The sequence below is a fragment of the Streptomyces sp. NPDC001970 genome (assembly GCF_053594115.1).
The window spans coordinates 1-24,811 of the sequence record NZ_JBSFDW010000021.1 but is presented as its reverse complement, the minus strand read 5'-3'; the positions used below and the strand labels follow the sequence as shown (position 1 = coordinate 24,811).

Sequence of the window (24,811 nt, the reverse complement as noted above, 5' to 3'; positions counted from 1 at the left end):
GCAGGATGGGTGCATGTCCAGGACAGCGCTCGACTCCTTCTCCCCCGCGACCCGCGGCTGGTTCACGGGGGCGTTCAGTGCGCCCACCGCGGCCCAGGAAGGTGCGTGGCAGGCCATCGGGCAGGGTTCGGACGTGCTGGTCGTGGCCCCGACCGGCTCCGGCAAGACCCTCGCGGCCTTTCTGGCCGCGCTCGACCGGCTCGCGTCCGCTCCGCCGCCCGCGGACGCCAAGCAGCGCTGCCGCGTGCTGTACGTGTCGCCGCTGAAGGCTCTCGCGGTCGATGTCGAGCGGAATCTGCGCAGCCCGCTGACGGGTATCCGCCAGGAGTCGGTGCGGCTCGGTCTTCCCGAGCCAGAGGTGCGGGTCGGGATCCGCTCCGGCGACACTCCCGCCGCCGAGCGGCGGACGCTGGCGACCCGTCCGCCGGACATTCTCATCACCACCCCCGAGTCGCTGTTCCTGATGCTCACGTCCTCGACCCGCGAGGCGCTGACAGGCGTCGAGACGGTGATCCTGGACGAGGTGCACGCGGTCGCGGGGACCAAGAGGGGCGCGCACCTCGCCCTGTCGCTGGAGCGGCTGGACGAGCTGCTGCCGCGCCCGGCCCGCCGGATCGGTCTGTCCGCGACCGTCCGGCCCGTCGACGAGGTGGCGCGCTATCTCTCACCGCAGCGCAAGGTGGAGATCGTCCAGCCGCCTTCCGGCAAGGAGTTCGACCTCTCCGTGGTCGTCCCGGTCGAGGACCTCGGCGAGCTCGGCGGCTCCCCGGCTTCCGAGCCGGACAGCCCGGGTGAGAAGCCGTCGATCTGGCCCCATGTCGAGGAGCGGATCGCCGACCTGGTGCAGGCCCACCGCTCGACGATCGTCTTCGCCAACTCCCGCCGCCTGGCCGAGCGGCTGTGCAACAGGCTGAACGAGATCGCGTACGAGCGGGCCGTCGGAGAAGCTCTTCCCGAAAGCGCTCCCCCGGCCGAGATCATGGCCCAGTCCGGTGCCGCGCAGGGCGCCCCGCCCCTGCTCGCCCGCGCGCACCACGGTTCGGTGTCCAAGGAGCAGCGCGCCCTCGTCGAGGAGGACCTGAAGGCGGGCCGGCTGCCCGCGGTCGTCGCCACGTCCAGTCTGGAGCTGGGCATCGACATGGGCGCGGTCGATCTGGTCGTCCAGGTCGAGTCTCCGCCGTCCGTCGCGTCCGGCCTGCAGCGCGTCGGCCGTGCGGGACACCAGGTGGGCGCGGTCTCCACCGGCGTGGTCTTCCCCAAGTACCGGGGCGATCTGGTCCAGGCCGCCGTGGTCACCGAGCGGATGCGCACCGGCTCCATCGAGTCGCTGCGCATCCCCGCCAACCCCCTGGACGTCCTGGCCCAGCAGCTCGTCGCGATGGTCGCCCTCGACACCTGGCAGGTCGACGACCTGCTCGCCCTGGTGCGACGCGCCGCGCCCTTCGCCTCGCTCCCCGAGTCGGCCTTCACGGCCGTGCTGGACATGCTCGCGGGACGCTATCCGTCCGACGCCTTCGCGGAGCTTCGCCCGCGCGTGGTGTGGGACCGGGTCGCCGGGACGGTCACGGGGCGTCCCGGCGCCCAGCGCCTCGCCGTCACCTCGGGCGGCACGATCCCGGACCGCGGACTCTTCGGCGTCTTCCTCGCCGGGGCGGACCCGAAGAAGGGCGGCGGCCGGGTCGGCGAGCTCGACGAGGAGATGGTCTACGAATCCCGCGTCGGGGACGTCTTCACGCTCGGCACGACCTCATGGCGCATCGAGGACATCACGCGCGACCGGGTGCTGGTCTCCCCCGCTCCCGGTGTGCCGGGCCGGCTGCCGTTCTGGAAGGGCGACCAGCTGGGCCGCCCGCTCGAACTGGGGCGTGCGGTGGGCGCGTTCCTCCGTGAGGTCGGCTCGCTCTCCGAGGAGGACGCGCGGCTCCGGCTGCTGGCCGCCGGTCTCGACGCATGGGCGGCCGGCAATGTGCTCGCGTATCTGGACGAGCAGCGCCGCGCCTGCGGCCATGTGCCCGACGACCGCACCATCCTCGTGGAGCGGTTCCGTGACGAGCTGGGCGACTGGCGGGTCGTGGTGCACTCCCCGTTCGGCGCGCAGGTCCACGCCCCGTGGGCGCTGGCGCTCGGCGCCCGGCTGGCGGAGCGGTACGGCATGGACGCGCAGGTCATGCATGCCGACGACGGCATCGTGCTGCGCCTGCCCGACGCCGATCTGATGGGCCTGGACCTGCTCGACCAGGACCCGGTGCACCTGGACACGACGTACGACAGCGAGCAGGCCCCCGTCGGTGCCGCCGACACCCTCTTCGACAAGGGCGAGATCGGTCAGATCGTCACCGATCAGGTGGGCGGCTCCGCGCTGTTCGCGTCCCGGTTCCGTGAGTGCGCGGCGCGCGCCCTGCTGCTGCCGCGGCGCAACCCCGGCAAGCGCACCCCGCTCTGGCAGCAGCGCCAGCGCGCGGCCCAGCTGCTGCAGGTGGCGAGCGAGTTCGGCTCGTTCCCGATCGTCCTGGAGGCCGTGCGGGAGTGCCTCCAGGACGTCTTCGACGTCCCGGGGCTCGAGGAGCTGATGGGAGACATCGAGTCCCGCCGGGTCCGGCTGGTCGAGGTCACCACTCCCGAGCCTTCCCCCTTCGCCCGCTCCCTCCTCTTCGGGTACGTGGCGCAGTTCCTCTACGAGGGGGACTCGCCGCTCGCCGAGCGCCGCGCTGCCGCCCTGTCCCTGGACTCGCGGCTCCTCGCCGAACTGCTCGGTCAGGCCGAGCTGCGCGAGCTGCTCGACGCGGACGTGCTGACCGAGCTGGAGCGGGAGCTCCAGTGGCTCACCGACGACCGCCGCGTCAAGGACGCCGAGGGCGTCGCCGATCTGCTGCGCGTCCTCGGGCCGCTCACGACCGCCGAGCTGGAGGAGCGCGGCGCCGATCCGCACTGGCCCCAGGAGCTCGCCGCGGCCCGCCGGGCCATCCGGGTCCGTGTCGCGGGCGCCGACCACTGGGCGGCGATCGAGGACGCCGGACGGCTGCGCGACGCTCTGGGCACGGCGCTCCCGGTCGGCGTGCCCGAGGCGTTCACGGAGCCCGTGAAGGACCCCCTGGGCGATCTGCTGGCCCGCTTCGCCCGCACCCACGGGCCGTTCACCTCCTCCCAGGCCGCTGCCCGGTTCGGCCTGGGCTCGGCCGTCACCGACGGGGCGCTGCAGCGGCTCGCGGCGAGCGGGCGGGTGGTGCAGGGCGAGTTCCATCCCTCGGGCATCGGCCAGGAGTGGTGCGACGCCGCCGTGCTGCGGCGGCTGCGGCGCCGCTCCCTGGCCGCGCTGCGCGAGGAGCTGGAACCGGTCCCTCCGGCCGCGCTCGCCACCTTCCTCCCTCAGTGGCAGCACCTGGGGAACAACAGCCTCCGCGGGATCGACGGACTGGCCCGCGCCATCGAGCAGTTGCAGGGCGCGCCGGTGCCCGCCTCCGCCCTGGAGAAGCTGATCCTCCCGTCCCGCGTCGCGGGCTACTCCCCCGCCCTCCTCGACGAGCTGACGACGACCGGCGAGGTGGTGTGGGCCGGAGCCGGTGCGCTGCCCGGTAAGGACGGCTGGGTCTCCCTCTATCTCGCCGAAGCCGCTCCGCTGCTGCTCCCGCAGCCGCATCCACTGGAGCCGACCGCCCTCCACGAATCGGTGCTCACGACGCTGTCCGGCGGATACGGTCTGTTCTTCCGCCAGATCGCCGACCAGGTGCGCGCCACCACCCACCCCGACGTCACCGATCCCCAGCTCGCCGACGCGCTCTGGGACCTGGCCTGGTCCGGGCGGCTCACCAACGACACCCTGGCGCCGCTGCGTTCGCTCCTCGGCTCGGGTCGCACCGCGGGCTCGACGGCGCACCGCGCCAAGCGCACCGTCCCGCGCGGGCGCTACGGCTCCCTGACGGCGTCCGCCCGCCCCGCGTCCCGCACGGGCCCGCCGACCGTCTCCGGGCGCTGGTCACTGCTGCCCGCCCAGGAGCCCGACCCGACGCACCGCGCCCATGCCCAGGCCCGCACCCTGCTGGACCGCCATGGCGTGGTCACCCGGGGAGCGGTCGCGGCCGAAGGGGTCGAGGGCGGTTTCTCGGCGACGTACCGCATCCTGTCCGCCTTCGAGGACAGCGGGCAGGCCCGACGCGGCTATGTCGTCGAGGGCCTGGGTGCCGCCCAGTTCGCGATGGACGGCGCGGTGGACCGGCTGCGCGCCGCGGCCACCGCCCGCGACCGGGCCGACGCGCAGGCGCCACCCCGCGCTGTGGTGCTGGCCGCGGCCGACCCGGCGAACGCGTATGGGGCGGCGCTGTCCTGGCCCGAGCCCCCGACCGGCGCGGGCCACAAACCGGGGCGCAAGGCGGGCTCCCTGGTCGTCCTCGTCGACGGCGAGCTCACCCTCTACATGGAGCGCGGCGGCAAGACCCTGCTGTCGTGGCCCACCGAGCCGGACGCCCCCGCGCTCCGGTCCGCCGCCGAGGCACTCGCCGCGGCGGCCCGGGCGGGCACGCTCGGCACGGTCACCGTGGAGCGGATCAACGGCGCCACGGCCCTGACCTCGCCTCTGTCCCGACCCTTCGAGGAGTCCGGTTTCCACGCCACCCCGAGAGGCCTCCGGATACGGCCTTAGCGGCCCGGGGGCGCCGCCCACCCGTCCTCCCGCATCATGGATGCCATGCCCGAAGGAGACACCGTCTGGCTGACCGCCCGGAAGCTGCACGTCGCCCTTGCCGGACGCGAGCTCACCCGTTCCGACCTGCGGGTTCCACGGTTCGCCACCGCGGATCTCACAGGCCGGGAGGTCCTCGACGTCACCCCGCGCGGCAAACATCTCCTCACCCGGATCGAGGGCGGCCTCACCCTCCACTCGCATCTGCGGATGGACGGTTCCTGGCGGGTGTACGCCGCCGGAGAACGCTGGCGCGGCGGCCCGAGCCACCAGGTCCGGGCGATCCTCGGCAATACGGCGCACACCGCCGTCGGCTATCGCCTCCCGGTCCTCGAACTGCTCCGGACCAAGGACGAGGAGCAGGTCGTCGGACACCTCGGCCCCGATCTGCTCGGCCCCGGCTGGGACCCCACCACCGCCGCGCGCAACCTGCTGGCCGACCCTGCCCGTCCCCTCGGCGAAGCGCTGCTCGACCAGCGCAATCTGGCCGGCATCGGCAATGTCTACAAGTCGGAGCTGGCCTTCTTGGCCCGAGTCACGCCCTGGCTGCCGGTCGGCGACCTCGCCGCCGACGTTCCCGAGCGGCTCGTCGCCACGGCCCATCGGCTCCTGGAGGCGAACAAGGAACGTTTCGACCGCCGTACGACGCCCACCGCGCGTGGCACCGCGGAACGCCGCACCGAGCAGCGCCTGTTCGTCTACGGCCGTGAGGGCCACCCGTGTCTGCGCTGTGGCACCCCGATCCGCAGGGCAGGCCTGGACGACCGCGTCACCTACTGGTGCCCGGCCTGCCAGTCCGGACCCATGGCCGAGCCACACCAGGCTGGTTGACGATCCGTCAGATGCGGTCGTACGGTCACCGGCATGCCCCTCACCGCGTACGACCTCACCGGCCGCACCGCGTTCGTCACCGGTGCGGCGAGCGGCATAGGCCGCGCCACCGCCGTCCTCCTGGCCCGGGCGGGCGCCACCGTCCACTGCGCGGACGTCCACGAGAAGGGCCTCCACGAGACCCGGACCCTGATCGACGACGCCGAGGGCACCGCCCACACCCACCTCGTCGACGTCAGCGACCGCGACCGTCTCCACGCGGCCGTGCAAGCGGCGGTGGATGCGACAGGACCGCTGCACATCATGGCCGCGGTCGCCGGAATCATGCATTCCAGCCCGGTTCTCGAGACCCGCGACGAGGACCTCGACCGGGTCCTCGCGGTGAACTTCAAGGGCGTGCTCCACGCCTGCCAGGCCGCTGCCCGGTCCATGATCGACGCAGGTGTCAAGGGCTCCATCGTCACCATGGCCTCCGGCGCGGTCGATGCCGCGAACCCGGGCCTGCTCTGTTACAGCGCCGCCAAGGCGGCCGTTGTGCAGCTCACCAAGACCCTCGCCGCCGAGCTCGGACCGCACGGCATCCGGGTGAACGCGGTCGCACCGGGCTGGATCCGCACACCCATGACCGACCGTCATGACGCGGGCCTTCAGCAGAAGGCGGAGGCCGCCATGGTCCGGCTGTCACCGCTCGGCCGGGTCGGCGAGCCCGAGGACATCGCGCACGCGGTCCTCCATCTCGCCTCCGACGCGTCGTCGTTCACGACGGGTCAGATCCTCCGCCCGAACGGGGGCGTCGCGATGCCGTGGTAGCCGCGGTCGTTCCCCCGGCCGCACCGGTACCCCCGGCCCGCGACGTGACATGCACCGGCAACAGGCTGAGCCCCCACCCGCCTGCCGCCACTGCCCCCTCGACGAGTCCCGCATGCTCCGGCACCAGCGCCAGCCGCAGAACGGCCCACCACCACAGTGCGCCCAGTGCGAGCGCCGGCAGCAGGACCCATCGCCTCACCATGGCCGCCTCCTCCGGTCGACGCTAGACCGGACCGATCACTCGGCGGGAGGGCGCACCGGATGCACACCGGGCGCGCCCGCAGCGTATGTGCCAGGCGCCCCAGCGGTTCATGCACCGGACCATGCGCCCGCGCACACCCCGAACCTCAGCCACCGGAGCCGCCGATGCCACCGGCCCGGCAGCGACCACGGCCTCAGGAACGCCCACAGCCACACCCCCGGGCGCGGTATCCGGAGCGCCCGCGACCACGGCGGCACAAGTTCCCCCGACCACGGCGGCACGAGTTCCCGCGATCACAGCGGCACGAGCGTCTGTGACCGAGCCCTCGGAAGGCCTCTCGGACAGCCCTGGAGGCCCCTGGGCGGTCACCACCGGGACGCCCGCCACTCGGCTAGACGCTCTCCGCCTGGAACATCCAGGCGTGCTTCTCCAGGTCGCGTGTGAGGCCGATCAGGATGTCCTGGCTGACCGGGTCGGGCTCCTCCGTGGCGTCGATGCGCTCCCGCATCTTCCCGATCACGGCGCCGAGCGCCTGCACCATCGTGCTGACCACGTCCACATCCTGGATCCAGCCCTCCGGCACCTTCCCGATGGCACTCGTCGACGCGACGGTCCCGGCCCGCCCGTCCGGCGCGACACCGATCGCCGAGGCCCGTTCCGCCACCGTGTCGGAGTGCTGCCGCGCCGTGGCGACGACCTCGTCGAGTTGGAGATGCACGGAGCGGAAGCGCGGGCCGACCACGTTCCAGTGGACCTGCTTGGCCACCAGCGCCAGATCGACCAGATCCACCAGCGCGCCCTGGAGCGCCTCGCCGGTGACCTTCCGGTCCGCCTCGGACAGCGGGCTCTTCACGACAGACATGCGTGACCTCCTTGCGATGACACCGCCTCCCACGATGGCACAAATGGTGAGAAACGGTCATTCGACGGCAGAGTGAAGCCCCGGCCGGGTACCCACCCGACCGGGGCTCACACATGCTCACACGCCGAGACTCAGCGAACGGACGCCATGCGGCTCCTCGCTGCCATGCAGTTCCTCGCCGTCACGCGGCGACGACGTCCACCGCTTCCGCGGGCGCCTTGATCGTCACCCGCTCCGTCGGCCCGCCCGCCACCGACGTCACGGACACGGAATTGAGCATCGGGCGTACTGGCGCAGGCACCGGCTCACTCGCCGCTGCCGACTCGGCCAGCTCGGCCAGCGACAGCTCGTCGCTCACTTCACGCATGAGCTCGGACATCCGTACGTCAAGCGCGTCGCAGATCGCGGAGAGCAGCTCGGAGGAAGCCTCCTTCTGCCCCCGTTCCACCTCGGAGAGATAGCCGAGCGAGACTCGGGCGGACGAGGAGACTTCGCGCAGAGTACGGCCCTGGCGCTGGCGCTGCCGACGCAGCACGTCACCCAGCAGGCGACGGAGCAGAATCATCGGTGGCTCCCTCCTCGGACCGCGAAACCGCATCCTTCACGCCCCACCGTACCGCCTCGCGCTGCGGCCGTGCGGGGAGCGATGACGTGTTCACTCAGGGCTGCAAACATCAAGTCCCCCCGTTCTGTTCCGTATCCTGTGCCCGCTCATACTCCGAGAGTTCGCCCAAGCGTTCGCCGGCGAGCTCTGTCGCGAGCAGTTCCAGCACGCTCCGTACACTCTCTCTACGGATTTCCGCACGGTCGCCGTTCAATCGCAGCGCGGACACTTTCCGTGTCCCGTCAGGCCCGGCGACCGCCACAAAGACCGTTCCGACGGGCTGCCCGTCCTGCGGCTCGGGCCCCGCGACGCCCGTGGTCGCGATTCCCCAGCCGGCCCCGAGCCTGGTCCGCACCCCTGCCGCCATCTGCGCCGCGACGTCCGCGTCCACGGCGCCGCGCGCGGCCAGCAGGGTCCCGTCGACACCCAGGATGTCCTGCTTCAGGCCCGTCGCGTACGCCGTCACGGAGCCGCGGAAGGTCTTCGAGGATCCGGGCACGGCGGTCAGCTCGGCGGCCACCAGACCGCCGGTGAGCGACTCGGCGACGGCCAGTGTCTCGCCACGCGCCTCGAGCAGCGCGAGCACCCCGGCCGCGGCAGCGGGCACGACGCTCATCGCGAGCGCTCCGCTCCGCCCCGTCCGGTGGTCTGCGCCTCTGCGGCGGCACGCTCGGCCCTCTCGGCCGCGAGCCCCTTGCGCCGCAGGACCACCGCCTGGCGCACATAGTCGAGCCCGGTGACCACGGTCAGCACGACCGCCACGGCCATCACCCACCACCGCAGGGTGGCCAGCGGACCGGTCAGCACGAGTACGTACATGCCGACCGCCGTGCCCTGTGCGAGCGTCTTCAGCTTGCCGCCGCGGCTGGCCGGGATCACCGCGTGCCGGATCACCCAGAAACGCATCAGCGTGATTCCCAGCTCACGGAAGAGGATCACGCCCGTCACCCACCAGGGCAGATCACCGAGCGCCGAGAGACAGATCAGACCGGACGCCATGATCGCCTTGTCGGCGATCGGATCCGCGATCTTCCCGAAGTCGGTGACCAGGTTGTACGCCCGCGCCAGATGCCCGTCGAAGATGTCCGTGATCATGGCGACGGCGAACGCCGCCCAGGCCCACGCGCGCCAGACCGGGTCGTGGCCGCCGTCCTGGAGCAGCAGGATCACGAACGCCGGTACGAGCAGCAGCCGCACCATGGTGAGGATGTTGGCGATGTTCCACAGGCTGGCCTGATTGACGGCCGCAGCACCCAGCTTGCCCCCGGGCGCCGGCCTTCCGGTCCCGCCCGCTGCGGATGCCGGGACTCCCGTCATCTGGCTGCCTCCTCACGACATTCCGTAACGATGTCGGCCACCAGGTCGACGCCCTCCGTGCCCACCACCTTGGCCTCGACCATGCGGCCGGGGACCAAGCCGTCGGCGCTCGTGAAGATCACCTGACCGTCGGTCTCGGGCGCCTGGTGCGCGGCCCGGCCCACCGCCGCGTACTCGTCCTCGTCCTGCTCCCCGTCCGGATCCGCGTCGAAGACGGACTCGACCAGTACTTCCAGGGTCTCTCCGATCCGCTCTTCCGCGCGCTGGGCGGTCAGCTCCTCGGCGAGCCGCGACAGCCGCGCGAGCCGCGCGTCGACGATGTCCTGGTCCAGCTTGCTGTCGTACGTGGCGGCCTCGGTGCCCTCCTCGTCGGAGTAGCCGAAGACACCGATGGCATCCAGCCGCGCGGCCGTGAGGAAGCCCTCGAGCTCGGCGAAGTCCTCGTCGGTCTCGCCGGGGAAGCCCACGATGAAGTTGGAGCGCACACCGGCCGTCGGGGCCTTCGAGCGGATCGTCTGCAGCAGTTCGAGGAACCGCTCGGTGTCGCCGAAGCGCCGCATCGCGCGCAGCACGCCCGGCGCACTGTGCTGGAAGGACAGATCGAAGTAGGGCGCGACCTTCTCGCTCGACGTCAGGACGTCGATGAGGCCCGGACGCATCTCGGCGGGCTGCAGATAGCTGACCCGGACGCGCTCGATCCCGTCGACGGCCGCCAGCTCCGGCAGCAGGGTCTCGAGCAGCCGGATGTCGCCGAGGTCCTTGCCGTACGAGGTGTTGTTCTCGGAGACCAGCATGATCTCCTTGACGCCCTGCTCGGCGAGCCAGCGCGTCTCGCCCAGCACATCGCTGGGGCGCCGCGAGATGAAGGAGCCGCGGAAGGACGGAATGGCGCAGAAGGAGCAGCGCCGGTCGCAGCCGGAGGCCAGCTTCACCGAGGCGACGGGGCTGGTGTCCAGGCGGCGGCGCAGGGGCGCGCGCGGCCCGCTGGCGGGCGCGAGGCCCTCCGGCAGGTCCACAGGCACGTTCTCGGGGGCCGCGACGGCCACGGGGGCCTGGGCGTGCCCGGGGAGGGCCACGTCGGCCGACTGACGTTCGGCCGGGCTGATCGGCAGCAGCTTGCGCCGGTCGCGCGGGGTGTGCGGGGCGTGGACGCCGCCGTTCAGGATGGTCTGGAGGCGGTCGGAGATGTCGGCGTAGTCGTCGAAGCCGAGCACGCCGTCCGCCTCGGGCAGGGCCTCGGCGAGCTCCTTGCCGTACCGCTCGGCCATGCATCCCACGGCGACGACGGCCTGAGTCCTGCCGTGATCCTTGAGATCGTTGGCTTCGAGGAGCGCGTCGACGGAGTCCTTCTTGGCGGCCTCGACGAATCCGCAGGTGTTGACGACCGCGACATCCGCGTCGGCGGCTTCCTCGACGAGCTCCCAGCCGTCCGCTGCCAAGCGGCCTGCGAGTTCCTCCGAGTCCACCTCGTTACGGGCGCAGCCAAGAGTGACAAGGGCGACGGTACGGCGTTCGGGCATGGGCTCAAGACTACTTTGTCCTGGCCCACACCCGTTCCGCGAGGTGAACAGTCGGGGACCACCCCGCCCCGGGTCAGCCGGCCTCGGGGTCGCCCTTCGAGTACGACAGCCGCTCGACCTGCCCGGGCTCGAACTTGTCCTCGACCTTCTTGCCGTTCACGAACAGTTCGATCGCGCCGGCGTTGCCAAGGATCAGGTCCAGGCGCTCGTCGTCCTGGAACGTCTTGGACTCGCCCGCGAGGAGCAGCCCGTCGAAGAGCAGCTTTCCGTTGGCGGACTTCGCGGAGATCCAGCTCTTGTCGTCGATGGCGGTCAGCTTCACCGTCACCTTGTCCTGCGGAACAGCGGCGATCGCGCTCTCCGAGGGCGCGGGCTTGGGGGTGGCGGGCTGGGGCGGGGTCGGCTTCGGGGTGGTCTTCGCCGGGGCCGGGCCCTCGGCGACCTGCTTTCCGCTCTTGGCGTCGTCCCCACCGTTGAAGAGGGTGAAGCCGGCGAAACCGACGACCGCGACGATCGCCGCGACCATCGCGGCGGTCCAGTTCGGCCGCCTGGGCTCTGGGCGGATACGTTCCGCCTCGAAGAGCGGCGCAGCGGAGGTGGGCGCAGGCCGGCCGCCGTGCTCGGCGTCGTACTGCGCGACGAGCGGGGCGGGATCCAGTCCAACGGCGCGCGCGAGCGTCCTGATGTGCCCGCGTGCGTACACATCGCCGCCACAGCGGGAGAAGTCGTCCTGCTCGATCGCCTGCACGATGGGGACACGGACACGGGTGGAGGTACTGACCTCGTCCACGGTCAGACCTGCATCGATCCGACCCTGCTGGAGCGAGCGGCCGATCGAAGGCAGATCGTCTCCGATCGAGGGCCGGTCGTCCTCGGTGGAAGGCCGGGCGTCTTCGGGGGAGTTGCCGATGGACACGGGGGCGCCTTTCGAGCGTGTAGCCACCTGCTGGATGTTCAGTCTAGGGGTGGTACGAAAGGGTGGGGCAACCGGGCGGGTGCCGTTTGTACGCCATCTGTATGGCCGGACAGCACGGCCCGACAGCGAGAGAGTCGGACACGAACCCGTCCCTCCACCCAACTTGACGTACAACCAAGGGAAACGGTTGCCTCACAATCCCGTACGTCATCCTTTATGACATCTCTTACGAGTCAGACTCCCCACGGATCACGGCAAGCACTCCATCCAGCTCATCAGGTTTCACCAGAACGTCGCGCGCCTTGGACCCCTCGCTGGGTCCGACGATGTTCCGTGACTCCATCAGATCCATCAGCCGGCCGGCCTTCGCGAAGCCGACGCGAAGCTTCCGCTGGAGCATGGACGTCGACCCGAACTGAGTGGACACGACCAGTTCGGCGGCCTGGCAGAGCAGATCCAGGTCGTCGCCGATGTCCTCGTCGATCTCCTTCTTCTGCTTCGTCCCGACCACCACGTCGTCCCGGAAGACCGGGGCCATCTGGTCCTTGCAGTGCTGAACGACGACCGCGACCTCCTCCTCGGTCACGAAGGCGCCCTGCATACGGGTCGGCTTGTTGGCCCCCATGGGGAGGAAGAGGCCGTCGCCCTTGCCGATCAGCTTCTCGGCCCCGGGCTGGTCGAGGATGACGCGGCTGTCGGCGAGCGACGAGGTCGCGAAGGCGAGCCGGGAGGGCACGTTCGCCTTGATCAGACCGGTGACGACGTCCACCGATGGCCGCTGGGTGGCCAGGACCAGATGGATGCCGGCCGCGCGCGCCAACTGCGTGATCCGGACGATGGCGTCCTCGACGTCCCGCGGGGCGACCATCATCAGGTCGGCGAGCTCGTCGACGACCACCAGCAGATACGGGTACGGCTGGAGGTCGCGCTCGCTGCCCTCGGGCGCCTTGGCCTTGCCGTTCCGGACGGCCTGGTTGAAGTCGTCGATATGGCGGTATCCGTACGCCGCGAGGTCGTCGTAGCGCAGGTCCATCTCGCGGACGACCCACTGGAGCGCCTCGGCGGCCCGCTTGGGGTTGGTGATGATCGGCGTGATCAGGTGCGGAATGCCCTCGTACGCGGTGAGCTCGACCCGCTTGGGGTCGACGAGGACCATCCGGACGTCCTCCGGGGTCGCCCTCATCATCACCGAGGTGATGAGGCAGTTGATGCAGGACGACTTTCCGGAGCCGGTGGCACCGGCGACCAGGACGTGCGGCATCTTCGCCAGGTTGGCCATGACGTAGCCGCCCTCGACATCCTTGCCGAGCGCCACCAGCATCGGGTGGTCGTCCCCCGCCGCGTCTGCCAGCCGCAGCACGTCGCCGAGGTTGACCATCTCGCGGTCGGAATTGGGGATCTCGATGCCGACGGCGGACTTGCCGGGGATCGGCGAGATGATCCGTACGTCGGGGCTGGCCACGGCGTACGCGATGTTCTTGGTCAGCGCGGTGATCCGCTCGACCTTCACGGCCGGGCCGAGCTCCACCTCGTAGCGCGTGACCGTCGGCCCGCGGGTGAAGCCGGTGACGGCGGCGTCGACCTTGAACTCCGCGAAGACGTTCGTCAGCGAGGCGACAATCGCGTCGTTGGCCGCACTGCGGGTCTTGCCCGGTCCGCCCCGCTCCAGGAGGTCGAGCGACGGCAGGGAGTAGGTGATGTCACCGGACAGCTGCAGCTGCTCGGCGCGCGGCGGGAGCGGCTGCGGCTCCTCGGGCGCGGACTTGGTCAGATCCGGTACGGAGACACCCTGATCCGGTACGGGGACACCCGGCTCGGACTGCCCGGTCCGTGCGCCCGGCACGGGGCCGACGGCGCGCAGCCGGTCGGCGGCGAGGTCCCGGGTCAGATCGGCGACGACCGGTGAGGGGGGCATTCCGTTGAGCACGGCCCCGTCGAGGGCCGCCGCGGCGGCCGCGGCGACGTCGACCGCGTCCATGGACCGCTCCAGGGCGGCGGGTTGCACGGAGGTTCTGCGCCCCCGGCGCCGCGAGAGCGCCTCTTCCTCCACGAGTTCGGCGTCGTACACGTCTGCCCCGGAAGACGGTCCACGACGGCGCGAGGACCTGGCGGGCACGGCGTCGCGCCACTGGTCGTCGTACCGCTCGTCGTCGTCCCCGCCGTCCTCGCCGGGCTCGTGGGGCGCGTCGATGAGGCCGAGCCTGATCCCGAGCCCGCGCAGCCGCTGCGGGATCGCGTTGACGGGGGTCGCGGTGACGACGAGCAGACCGAAGACGGTGAGCAGCACCAGCAGCGGTACGGCGAGGACCGTGCCCATCGCGAAGATCAGCGGCTTGGAGGCGGCCCAGCCGATCAGCCCGCCCGCGTCCTGCATCGCCTCCGAACCCTGGCCGCGGCCCGGCGAACCGCAGGCGATGTGGACCTGGCCGAGCACACCGATGACGAGGGCCGAGAGGCCGATGACGATACGCCCGTTGGCCTCGGGCTTCTCGGGGTAGAGGATCAGCCGTACGGCGATCGCGGCGAGCAGTATCGGCACGAGCAGGTCGAGACGGCCGAATGCGCCCGTGACGAGCATGTCGACGAGGTCGCCGACCGGGCCGCGCAGATGGGACCAGGTGCCGGCGGCGACGATCAGGGCGATGCCGATCAGGAGGAGCGCGAGGCCGTCCTTGCGGTGCGCGGGGTCGAGTCCCTTGGCGCCGCGCCCTATGCCGCGGAGCATCGCGCCGAGGGCGTGCGCGACGCCCAGCCACACGGCGCGTGCGAGCCGGTACACGCCGCCGGTGGGGCTGGGTGCGGACCTGGGCGCGGGCTTCTTCGCCGCCGTCTTCCTGGCGGGCGCCTTCTTCGCGGGCGTGGTCTTCTTGGCCGCGGTCTTCTTCGCGGGCGTGGTCTTCTTGGCGGGTGCCGCCTTCTTCGCGGCGCCAGTCGTACGGCCGGCGCGCGGCTTTGCGGTGCCCGCCGTGCCCTGGGAACCCTTGCCGGACGTACGTGAGGCCATGGTGGTGAGGTTACCGGTGTGAACGGCGGCGGACACGTGTGCCCACCGCTTCACCCGTTCGTGTCGCCCTTACTGGACCCGGAACTGACGTTTCCTCAAGCGGCAGGCGTACAACACACGTACACGCGGCAATCCGGTCCCGCCCGGCCGATGATCCGTCCGGCCGATGGCGCCGAGGTGGCACCGGAACGGCAGGACGGGGTCGAGAGGCCCGTCCTCCGGATCGGGCCTGGCCCTGTCGGGGGCCCCTAGCTCTGCGAGGGGAGCGTGGGCGCGCTGCTGCCCGTGCCCGGCTCCAGGGCGTCCAGCGCCCTGCGCAGGCCGGTGAGTTTGCGCTCGAGGTGAGCGGCGGTGGCGACCGCCGCGGCGTCCGCCGATTCGTCGTCGAGCTGCTTGGACAGCGCCTCGGCCTGCTCCTCGACGGCCGCGAGCCGGGCAGAGAGCTCGGCGAGGAGGCCGGCCGGCTCCTTGCTGTCACCGGCGCCCGCGTGGCCGCCCTCGAGCTGGAGCCGGAGCAGCGCGGCCTGCTCGCGCAGCTGGCAGTTCTTCATGTACAGCTCGACGAAGACGGAGACCTTCGCGCGCAGCACCCACGGGTCGAACGGCTTGGAGATGTAGTCCACCGCGCCCGCGGCGTACCCGCGAAAGGTGTGGTGCGGGCCGTGGTTGATCGCGGTCAGGAAGATGATCGGGATGTCCCTGGTCCGTTCCCGCCGCTTGATGTGCGCGGCGGTCTCGAATCCGTCCATTCCTGGCATCTGGACGTCCAGCAGAATGACCGCGAAATCGTCCGTCAGCAGCGCTTTGAGCGCTTCCTCCCCGGACGATGCCCGTACCAGCGTCTGATCGAGCGCAGAGAGGATGGCCTCCAGCGCCAGCAGATTCTCCGGCCGGTCATCGACCAGGAGGATCTTGGCCTTCTGCACCATGCCTCGCCCTCCTCGCCCCGGCTTGGGGTCACCCCAGCTCGACGAGCCGGGGGAAGCACCGGGCGCCGCCCCAGGGGACGACTCCCTTGCGTCGCCCGTCCTTGTGCCGGTCATGGTAGCCGCACCCCGCCCGTCGCCACACCCTGTCACCGCGATGTCACTGTGCACGTAGCAGAAACGCGGTAGGAGACCAGAAGGTTCCCCGGACAGCGCCTCCTCACACGCCTTCGGCCACAGCCGGTCAGCAACTCGCGGATACTCGCACAGCCCGCAATCAGACCGTGATGCACCCGCGACCAACCCTCGTCACTTTCCGCGCATCCACTGCTCCATCACCGACAGCAGATGATCAGGGTCGACCGGCTTGGTGACGTAGTCGGACGCGCCCGACTCGATCGCCTTCTCCCGGTCGCCCTTCATCGCCTTCGCGGTCAGCGCGATGATCGGCAGTCCGGCGAACTGCGGCATTCTGCGGATCGCCGTCGTCGTCGCATATCCATCCATCTCGGGCATCATGATGTCCATCAGTACGACCGTCACATCGTCGTGCTGCTCGAGGACTTCGATGCCTTCGCGCCCGTTCTCCGCGTACAGCACGGACAGCCCGTGCTGCTCCAGCACGCTGGTGAGCGCGAAGACGTTACGGATGTCGTCGTCGACGATGAGCACCTTCTCGCTGTGGAACTCGAAGGTGCGCCGCGGCTCGCCCCCGGCCTCCTGCGGATGCTGCCCGGCCCACGAGTCCTGCACCGGGCCCGGCGATCCTGCCGGCTGGCCGGGCAGAGCGGACCTCAGGTCCATGCCGCCCAGTGCCTTGCGGCGGCGCCGGAAGAGCGTCGCCGAGCCGGCGGCGTGCCCGTCGACGTTCGACGGCGGCGCGCTCGCGGTGCGCTGCGAGTGCGAGTGCTGCGATTCCTGCGGACCGGTCTCGACGGCCGCCGGATCGTCGAGCCGGGCGAACTGCGGATCGGCACCGGGAGCGAGCTGCGGGTAGCCCTGCGGGGGCAGTTCGCTCGGGTGGAGCGGCAGATACAGCGTGAACGTCGAACCGCGGCCCGGCTCGCTCGCCGCATGGATCTCGCCACCCAGCAGCCGTGCGATCTCCCGGCTGATGGACAGCCCCAGGCCCGTACCGCCGTACTTGCGGCTGGTCGTACCGTCCGCCTGCTTGAAGGCCTCGAAGATGACGCGCATCTTGCTGGCGGCGATCCCGATACCGGTGTCGGTGACCGAGAAGGCGATCAGATCACCGTCCGCGTCACGCAGCGAACCCGCCTCCAGCAGCTGCTCCCGGATCGACTGCGGCACGTCGGCGTTCGCGGGCCGGATCACCAGCTCGACCGCCCCGGTGTCGGTGAACTTCACCGCGTTCGACAGCAGATTGCGCAGCACCTGGAGCAGTCGCTGCTCGTCGGTGTGCAGCGTGGCCGGCAGCTCGGGCGAGACCCGCACCGAGAAGTCGAGCCCCTTCTCCGCCGTCAGCGGCCGGAACGTCGCCTCCACGTAGTCGACGAGCTGCACCAGCGCGATACGGGTCGGGCTGACGTCCATCTTGCCCGCCTCGACCTTCGACAGATCGAGGATGTCGTTGATGAGCTGGAGCAGATCGGATCCCGCGCCGTGGATCGTCTCGGCGAACTCGACCTGCTTCGGCGTCAGGTTGCTGTCGGCGTTGTCGGCGAGCAGCTTGGCGAGGATCAGCAGCGAGTTGAGCGGGGTGCGCAACTCGTGCGACATGTTCGCCAGGAACTCGGACTTGTAGCGCATGGAGACCGCGAGCTGCTCGGCCCGCTCCTCCAGCACCTGCCGCGCCTCCTCGATCTCGGTGTTCTTCACCTCGATGTCGCGGTTCTGCTGGGCCAGCAGTTCGGCCTTCTCCTCCAGTTCGGCGTTGGAGGACTGGAGTGCCTTCTGCCGGTTCTCCAGCTCCTCCGAGCGCTCGCGCAGCTGCTCGGTCAGCTCCTGCGACTGCTTGAGCAGCACCTCGGTCTTGGTGTTGACACTGATGGTGTTGACGCTCGTCGCGATCATCTCGGCGATCTGGTTGAGGAAGTCGCGCTGGATCTGGGTGAACGGCTGGAACGACGCCAGCTCGATCACACCGAGGACCGTCCCCTCGAACAGCACCGGCAGCACGACCACATGCGCGGGCGAGGCCTCGCCGAGACCCGACGAGATCTTCAGATAGCCCGGTGGCACATTGACCTGAATGGTCCGCTTCTCCTCGGCGGCCGTCCCGATCAGGGTCTCCCCCGGCCGGAAGGACGTGGGCATCGAGCCCGCCGAGTAGCCGTAACTGGCGCGCATCACCAGCTCGTACGAGCCGTCGCCGTCCGCGCCGAGCTCCCCGCCGCCCGTCGGCATCGCCAGGAAGAACGCGCCGTGCTGGGCCGAGACCACCGGCGTCAGCTCACCCATGATGAGCGAGGCGACGTCCTCGAGGTCGCGGCGGCCCTGCATCAGACCGGAGATACGGGCCAGGTTGCCCTTCAGCCAGTCCTGCTCCTCGTTGGCGAGGGTGGTGTCGCGCAGGTTCGCGATCATCGTGTTGATGTTGTCCTGGAGGACCTGGATCTCGCCCGCCGCGTCCACATCGATCTTGAGGTTGAGATCGCCGCGGGTCACCGCGGTGGCGACGGCGGCGATCGCGCGCACCTGCCGGGTCAGGTTCCCGGCCATCTCGTTCACGGACTCGGTGAGGTCGCGCCACGTGCCGTCGACGTCCCGCACCCGCGCCTGGCCGCCCAGCATGCCGTCCGTGCCCACCTCGCGGGCCACTCGCGTGACCTCCTCGGCGAACGACGACAGCTGGTCGACCATCGTGTTGATGGTGTTCTTCAGCTCCTGGATCTCACCGCGGGCGTCGATGTCGATCTTCTTGGTGAGATCGCCCTTGGCGATGGCGGTGGTGACCGTGGCGATCTGGCGCACCTGACCGGTGAGGTTGGACGCCATCGAGTTCACGGACTCGGTGAGGTCCTTCCACGTGCCGGAGACGCCCGGGACGCGGGCCTGGCCGCCCAGTTCGCCCTCGGTGCCCACCTCGCGGGCCACCCGGGTCACCTCGGCCGCGAACGACGACAGCGTCGTCACCATCGTGTTGACGGTCTCGGCGAGCTCGGCGACCTCGCCGCGCGCCTCGACCGTCACCTTCTTGGTCAGATCGCCGTTGGCGACCGCGGACGACACCCGGGAGATGTTCCGCACCTGGCTGGTCAGGTTGGCGGCCATCGTGTTGACGTTGTCGCTGAGGTCCTTCCAGATGCCCGTGGCGCCGCGCACGCGGGCCTGGCCGCCGAGGATGCCCTCCGTGCCCACCTCGCGCGCGACTCGCGTCACCTCGTCGGCGAAGTTGGACAGCTGGTCGACCATCGTGTTGACGGTCGTCACCAGCTCCAGGATCTCACCCTTGGCGTCGACGGTGATCTTCTTGGACAGGTCGCCCTTGGCGACCGCTGTCGTCACCTCGGCGATGTTGCGCACCTGCGAGGTGAGGTTGTTCGCCATGAAGTTGACGGACTGGGTGAGGTCCTTCCAGGTGCCGGAGACGCCCTGTACCTCGGCCTGGCCCCCCAGGATGCCCTCGGTGCCCACTTCGCGGGCCACCCGGGTCACCTGCTCCGCGAAGTTCGAGAGCTGGTCCACCATCGTGTTGAGGGTGTTCTTCAGCTCCAGGATCTCGCCGCGCGCGTCCACGTCGATCTTCTGCGACAGGTCACCGCGCGCCACGGCCGTGGCGACCTGGGCGATGTTGCGCACCTGGGCGGTGAGGTTCCCGGCCATGCCGTTCACCGAGTCGGTCAGATCGCGCCACACACCGGCGACGCCCGGCACCTGTGCCTGACCGCCGAGCCGCCCGTCCGTGCCCACCTCGCGGGCCACCCGGGTCACCTGCTCGGCGAACGCCGACAGCTGGTCGACCATCGTGTTGATGGTGTTCTTCAGCTCGAGGATCTCGCCGCGCGCGTCCACGTCGATCTTCTGCGACAGGTCACCGCGCGCCACGGCCGTGGTCACCTGGGCGATCTGCCGCACCTGCGAGGTCAGGTTCCCCGCCATGAAGTTGACGGAGTCGGTGAGTTCCTTCCACGTACCGGACACACCGTCGACGCGGGCCTGGCCGCCGAGCCGGCCCTCCGTGCCCACGTCCCGCGCCATCCGCGTCACCTGGTCGGCGAACGACGACAGCTGCGCCACCATCGTGTTGACGGTGTTCTTCAACTCCAGCATCTCGCCGGCCACGTCGACCGTGACCTTCTGCGTCAGGTCGCCGTTCGCCACCGCCGTCGTCACCTGCGCGATGTCCCGCACCTGGCCGGTCAGGTTACGGAACGCCGTGTTGACCGAATCCGTGAGGTCCTTCCACGTCCCCGCCGCGCCCGGCACCTCGGCCTGGCCGCCGAGCCGGCCCTCGACGCCGACCTCACGGGCCACCCGGGTCACTTCGGAACCGAACGACTGGAGCTGGTCCACCATCGTGTTGACGGTGTTCTTCAACTCCAGCATCTCGCCCGCGACATCGACGGTGACCTTCTGCGACAGATCGCCGTTCGCCACCGCCGTCGTCACCTGCGCGATGTCCCGCACCTGTGTCGTGAGGTTGCGGAAGACGGTGTTGACCGAGTCGGTCAGGTCCTTCCACGTCCCCGCCGCGCCCGGCACCTGCGCCTGACCGCCCAGCAGGCCCTCGGCGCCGACCTCGCTCGCCACCCGGGTCACCTCGTCCGCGAACGTACGAAGCGTCTCCGTCATCTGGTTGATGGTCTCGGCGAGCTGCGCCACCTCGCCGCGCGCGCTGACCGTGACCTTCTGCGACAGATCGCCGTTCGCGACCGCCGTGGTGACCTCGGCGATGCCCCGCACCTGCGAGGTCAGATTGCCCGCCATCGTGTTGACGGAGTCCGTGAGGTCCTTCCACACACCCGCGACGCCCGGGACGACCGCCTGGCCGCCGAGCTCGCCCTCCGTACCCACCTCGCGCGCGACCCGCGTCACCTCGGAGGAGAACGAGGACAGCTGGTCCACCATCGTGTTGACGGTGTTCTTCAGCTGGAGCATCTCGCCGTCCACATGGACGGTGACCTTCCGCGACAGATCGCCCTTGGCGACCGCCGTCGTGACGAGAGCAATGTCACGCACCTGAGCCGTCAGCCGGTACGCCATGGTGTTGACCGAATCCGTGAGATCCTTCCACGAACCGGACATACCTCGCACTTGCGCCTGGCCGCCGAGCTTGCCCTCGGTGCCGACCTCCAGTGCGACCCGCGTCACCTCATCGGTGAACGCCGACAGCTGGTCGACCAGATTGTTGACCGTGCGCGCGACCTTCAGGAACTCACCGCGCAGCGGCCGCACCGAGCCGTCGCTCTCGGACCCGTGCGACCGGAGCTCCATGCGCTGCTGCAGATCGCCCTCGGCGACCGCGGACAGCACCCTGCCGACCTCGGACACCGGTCGGGCCAGATCGTCCACCAGCGCGTTGGACGCGTCGATGGCGGCGGCCCAGGAGCCCTCGCAGGCCCCGGGCTCCAGCCGCTCCGTGAGCTTTCCCTCACGTCCGACGACCCGGCGCACCCGCGCCAGCTCACCCGTGAGATGCAGATTGCGGTCGGCGACCTCGTTGAACACCGCCGCGATCTCGGCCATCACACCGTCGCCGGAGACGGTCAGCCGCTTGCGGAAGTTCCCGTCCCGCATCGCGACGAGCGCCGCCAGCAGCCGGTTCAGAGCGGCGGTGTCCACCGCCGTCGTCCCCCCACGTGGCTGATTTCTCCGGGACTGTCCGCCTTGTGCGCGCGTGCCAGTGACCCGCGCTGCTGCACCAGACTCCACCGTGTCCCTCCCACAGGGGTCGACCGTCATGCTCGTGCTGACTCAGGAAGCTTTCCCAGTGTTTCACCACAGCCGAACCAGGCCATAACAGTTCGGCAGCTTCGCATAGCGTCCCCGCCCTTTGTGGGCGGAAACGGCGGTGACCGGCATCCGCTCGGACAGTGAAGGTAAGTAACCTGGCATCCGGCTGTCCAACCGCCCCGGTAGCCCGGCGCGGACGGGACGGAGCGAGGGACTACCACCGGGCACCGGGAGGGGCAGGCACCGACCATGGCAGAGCCGGGCGTCGAGACGCGTACGAAAACTTCTGTGATCACCGCGCGGGCGGCCGCCAGCTTCGACCCCGTGGGGCGGTCCGTCGCGACCGCCCGCGCCTTTGTCAGAGACACCCTCCAGGGCTGGGGGTACTCCGACGTCGTCGACGACGCCGTGGTCCTCACGAGCGAACTCGTCACCAACGCGGTCATCCACGCCGGAACCGCCGCCGACGTGCTCTGCCTGCGGACCGACGAGGGCGTACGGGTCGAGGTCGCCGACCGCTACCCCGAGCGCGAGATCCCCCTCCAGGGCTCCGGCAGGACCCTCGCCCATCCCGACCGCGAGAACGGCCGGGGACTGCTGCTCTGCGCCGCCCTCGCCGCCCGCTGGGGTGTTGAGTACACGCCGACCCACAAGCAGGTCTGGTTCCAACTCGACATGCCGCAGCGCCAGGTCGGTACCCGCTCGGCGGGCCCGGTCCTCCCTGCCGACCTCCTGCCCGTCGCCGACGAACGCGTCCGCGTCGCCGTCGTCCAGATCGACCGGAACGGCGCGATCGGCTCCTGGAACGACGATGCCGAGCACCTCTTCGGTTACGCGGCCGACCAGGTCCTCGGCAAGCCCCTCGGCGACTTCGCGGCCTGGCCGCACACCCCCGGCACCGGCACCGGCATCGCCGAGGCCCTCCAACTCTCCCGCTGGGAGGGCAGTTACGGACTTCGCGACGCCGACGGACGCGTCGTCCCCGTGTACGCCTCCCATCTCCGCGTCCGCGACACGCAGGGCGAGGCATCCACGGTCTGCCTCCTCGTCCGCGACTACGAGCGCGCGGTCCTGCAGACGCCCCTGCGCACCCCTTCCACCGACGGCGGATCCGAGAGCCGCAGCTCGGACCCGTTCGAACTGTTCATCGGTTCTCCCGCCCCCGACGACCTCGACGGCCTCCTCCAGCGCACGGTGGAGCGCGCCCGCGACATGCTCGACGGCGACTCCGCGTTCCTGCTGCTGGCCACCGACGACGAGACGGAGCTCGAGGTCCGGGCCACCACCGGCCTCCCGTCCGCCCGCCAGCGCTTCGCCCGCGTCCCCGTCGAGGCCGGCACCGGCCGCTACGGCTCGGCGCGCATGCCGGCCGTCCACGAGGACCTCACCGCCGTACCCGGCGCCGTCCCGCTCCTCGCGGGCACGGGCATGCGTTCCGTCGTCACCGTGCCGCTCAAGGTCGAGGGCCGCCTCACCGGCTCGCTCGGCGTCGCCGCCGAATCCGCGGGCCGCTACTCCAACGAGGAGGCCCTGCGCCTCCAGTTCGCGGCCGACCGCATCGCGCTCGCCGTCGAGTCCGCCCGCCTCGGCGAGCTGGAACGGCTCCGCCGAGGCTCCCTCAGCTTCCTCGTCGAAGCCTCCGACCTGCTGGCCGGCACGCTCGACCGCGACCAGACCCTGGCCCTCATGGCCCAGATGACGGTGCCCACTCTCGCCACCTGGTGCGCGGTCTACACGATCGCCGACCAGGCGTCGGACCCGTACCTCTCGTACGTCCTCCACGAGGACGAGGAGCGCATCGACGGCCTCAAGGCACTCCTCTCCAGGATCGCGCCTCCGGACCCGGTGCCGACCCCGGGCGCCCGCGTATGGACCGCCCCGGCCGAAGCCGCCCACAAGGCCGCGCTGCGCACCTCGATGCGCGAACTGGGCCTCGGCACCACCTATCTGTCCGCCGGCAGCAATGCGACCCTGGCCACCGCATCCGCGGTGGGCGGCGAGACCGTCGTCCTCCCGCTCGTCGCCCGAAACCGCGTCATCGGCATGCTGACCCTCGGCAAGCCCTCCGACGACCACTTCCGCCAAGAGATCCTCGAACTCGCCGAGGACCTCTCCCGCCGAGCGGCCCTCGCCCTCGACAACGCACGCCTCTACTCCGAGCGCACGGCCATCAGTCAGTCGCTGCAGCGCAGCCTGCTCCCACCCGGCCTGCCGCAGATCCCGGGCGTCGAGGTCGAGGTCATCTACCGCGCGGCGGGCGAAGGCAACGAGGTCGGCGGCGACTTCTACGACCTCTTCCCCATCCGCGACGGCGCGTACGGCTTCGCCATCGGCGACGTCTGCGGTACGGGCCCGGAGGCCGCAGCGGTCACCGGCCTCGCCCGCCACGCCCTGCGCCTGCTCGCCCGCGAGGGCTTCGGCGGCCCGGCAGTGTTGGAGCGACTGAACGCGGCGATCCTCGACGAGGGCGCCCGCAGCCGCTTCCTCACGCTCCTGTACGGCGAGTTGTGGCCCCAGGAGGACGGCTCGGCGCTCCTCAAGGTCGTCTGCGCCGGCCACCCTCTTCCCCTGCGCCTGCGCCAGGACGGCACTGTGGAGCCCGCGGCCGAGCCACAGCCGCTGCTGGGCGTGATGGACGACCTGGAGCTGTACGAGCAGACGGTCACCCTCGACCCGGGCGATGTCCTGCTCTGCGTCACCGACGGCGTCACGGAACGCCGCGAGGGCACACGCATGCTCGGCGACGACGGCCTCGTCGACGTTCTGACGACCTGTACGGGCCTGACGGCCGGCGCGGTCGCGGCACGCATCCTGCGCGCGGTCGAGCGTTTCGCGGCCGAGCCCGCTTCGGACGACATGGCGATCCTCGCGATGCGCGTCCCGGAGCCGCAGAAAATCTGAGCTTGCGTCAGGGTACGCAAAAGGCCCCCGCCGTGAGGCGGGGGCCTTTTGCAGTCCTGAGCCCCCAAACGGAATCGAACCGTTGACCTTCTCCTTACCATGGAGACGCTCTACCGACTGAGCTATAGGGGCCTGTTGCACTCTCACGGTCTCCCGCGCGGCAACGCAACAGAGCATACCCCGAACTGACGTGTGCACCAAACCTCGTCTGGCAGGGCATCACTTCGGAGGATCGCCGGGCGGGTTGGAGCCTGAACGCAGAAAAGCCCCGGACCACAAGGTCCGGGGCTTCCCCCAATAATTGTTCGGCGGCGTCCTACTCTCCCACAGGGTCCCCCCTGCAGTACCATCGGCGCTGAAAGGCTTAGCTTCCGGGTTCGAAATGTA

General features: G+C 70.6%; 14 protein-coding genes, 1 tRNA gene and 1 rRNA gene. 4 read left to right on the top strand and 12 right to left on the bottom strand.

What is annotated here, in order from left to right; translation table 11 throughout:
- Window positions 1-13 precede the first annotated feature (13 nt).
- The 3 genes from ACWCP0_RS24150 to ACWCP0_RS24140 are packed head-to-tail and all read left to right on the top strand — an operon-like array spanning window position 14 to window position 6,316.
- Window positions 14-4,636 (top strand): ATP-dependent helicase, encoded by a 4,623-nt coding sequence (locus ACWCP0_RS24150; RefSeq protein WP_451080876.1) that lies wholly within the window; start codon window positions 14-16, stop codon window positions 4,634-4,636.
- Window positions 4,637-4,681: 45 nt separating this feature from the next.
- On the top strand, window positions 4,682-5,506 hold the full coding sequence (locus ACWCP0_RS24145; protein WP_451080875.1) for an Fpg/Nei family DNA glycosylase: 825 nt from the start codon (window positions 4,682-4,684) through the stop codon (window positions 5,504-5,506).
- A 33-nt stretch (window positions 5,507-5,539) separates the two neighbouring features.
- Window positions 5,540-6,316 carry an SDR family NAD(P)-dependent oxidoreductase gene (locus ACWCP0_RS24140; protein WP_451080874.1) on the top strand — a complete coding sequence of 259 codons (777 nt, stop codon included), beginning with the start codon at window positions 5,540-5,542 and terminating at the stop codon, window positions 6,314-6,316.
- Here the strand turns inward: ACWCP0_RS24140 and ACWCP0_RS24135 are convergent.
- From ACWCP0_RS24135 to ACWCP0_RS24090, 10 genes are all read right to left on the bottom strand, one after another.
- Window positions 6,264-6,518: a hypothetical protein gene (locus ACWCP0_RS24135; protein WP_351229160.1), complete on the bottom strand. Its 255-nt coding sequence runs from the start codon at window positions 6,516-6,518 to the stop codon at window positions 6,264-6,266. The genes ACWCP0_RS24140 and ACWCP0_RS24135 overlap by 53 nt on opposite strands.
- A 391-nt stretch (window positions 6,519-6,909) precedes the next feature.
- Window positions 6,910-7,380, bottom strand: a complete 471-nt coding sequence (locus tag ACWCP0_RS24130) for a Dps family protein (protein WP_451080873.1) — start codon at window positions 7,378-7,380, stop codon at window positions 6,910-6,912.
- 181 nt (window positions 7,381-7,561) lie between these two features.
- Complete coding sequence (locus ACWCP0_RS24125) at window positions 7,562-7,945, bottom strand: helix-turn-helix domain-containing protein (RefSeq protein ID WP_149180268.1); 384 nt, start codon at window positions 7,943-7,945, stop codon at window positions 7,562-7,564.
- Between the two features lie 109 nt (window positions 7,946-8,054).
- Window positions 8,055-8,600 carry a CinA family protein gene (locus tag ACWCP0_RS24120; protein ID WP_451080872.1) on the bottom strand — a complete coding sequence of 182 codons (546 nt, stop codon included), beginning with the start codon at window positions 8,598-8,600 and terminating at the stop codon, window positions 8,055-8,057.
- Window positions 8,597-9,301: a CDP-diacylglycerol--glycerol-3-phosphate 3-phosphatidyltransferase gene (gene pgsA / locus ACWCP0_RS24115; RefSeq protein ID WP_451080871.1), complete on the bottom strand. Its 705-nt coding sequence runs from the start codon at window positions 9,299-9,301 to the stop codon at window positions 8,597-8,599. The genes ACWCP0_RS24120 and pgsA overlap by 4 nt, the downstream gene beginning before the upstream one ends.
- On the bottom strand, window positions 9,298-10,821 hold the full coding sequence (rimO, locus tag ACWCP0_RS24110) for a 30S ribosomal protein S12 methylthiotransferase RimO (RefSeq protein WP_451080870.1): 1,524 nt from the start codon (window positions 10,819-10,821) through the stop codon (window positions 9,298-9,300). The genes pgsA and rimO overlap by 4 nt, the downstream gene beginning before the upstream one ends.
- Before the next feature lie 73 nt (window positions 10,822-10,894).
- Window positions 10,895-11,737: a helix-turn-helix domain-containing protein gene (locus ACWCP0_RS24105; RefSeq protein ID WP_451080975.1), complete on the bottom strand. Its 843-nt coding sequence runs from the start codon at window positions 11,735-11,737 to the stop codon at window positions 10,895-10,897.
- Between the two features lie 226 nt (window positions 11,738-11,963).
- Window positions 11,964-14,741 (bottom strand): DNA translocase FtsK, encoded by a 2,778-nt coding sequence (locus tag ACWCP0_RS24100; RefSeq protein WP_451080869.1) that lies wholly within the window; start codon window positions 14,739-14,741, stop codon window positions 11,964-11,966.
- Window positions 14,742-14,989: 248 nt separating this feature from the next.
- The gene (locus ACWCP0_RS24095; RefSeq protein ID WP_451080868.1) at window positions 14,990-15,670 is read right to left on the bottom strand and encodes a response regulator; all 681 of its coding nucleotides are present in this window, start codon (window positions 15,668-15,670) and stop codon (window positions 14,990-14,992) included.
- Between the two features lie 306 nt (window positions 15,671-15,976).
- Window positions 15,977-21,502 (bottom strand): HAMP domain-containing protein, encoded by a 5,526-nt coding sequence (locus ACWCP0_RS24090; protein WP_451080867.1) that lies wholly within the window; start codon window positions 21,500-21,502, stop codon window positions 15,977-15,979.
- Window positions 21,503-21,772: 270 nt separating this feature from the next.
- Here ACWCP0_RS24090 and ACWCP0_RS24085 point away from each other — a divergent pair, with 270 nt between their 5' ends.
- A complete protein-coding gene (locus ACWCP0_RS24085) occupies window positions 21,773-24,424 on the top strand; it encodes a SpoIIE family protein phosphatase (protein WP_451080866.1) in 2,652 nt (883 codons plus the stop codon).
- Window positions 24,425-24,483: 59 nt separating this feature from the next.
- Here ACWCP0_RS24085 and ACWCP0_RS24080 read toward each other — a convergent pair.
- Together ACWCP0_RS24080 and rrf are read right to left on the bottom strand one after the other, a co-directional pair.
- Window positions 24,484-24,556, bottom strand: a tRNA-Thr gene (locus tag ACWCP0_RS24080).
- A 171-nt stretch (window positions 24,557-24,727) separates the two neighbouring features.
- A 5S ribosomal RNA gene (gene rrf / locus ACWCP0_RS24075) occupies window positions 24,728-24,811 on the bottom strand; the annotation flags it as partial.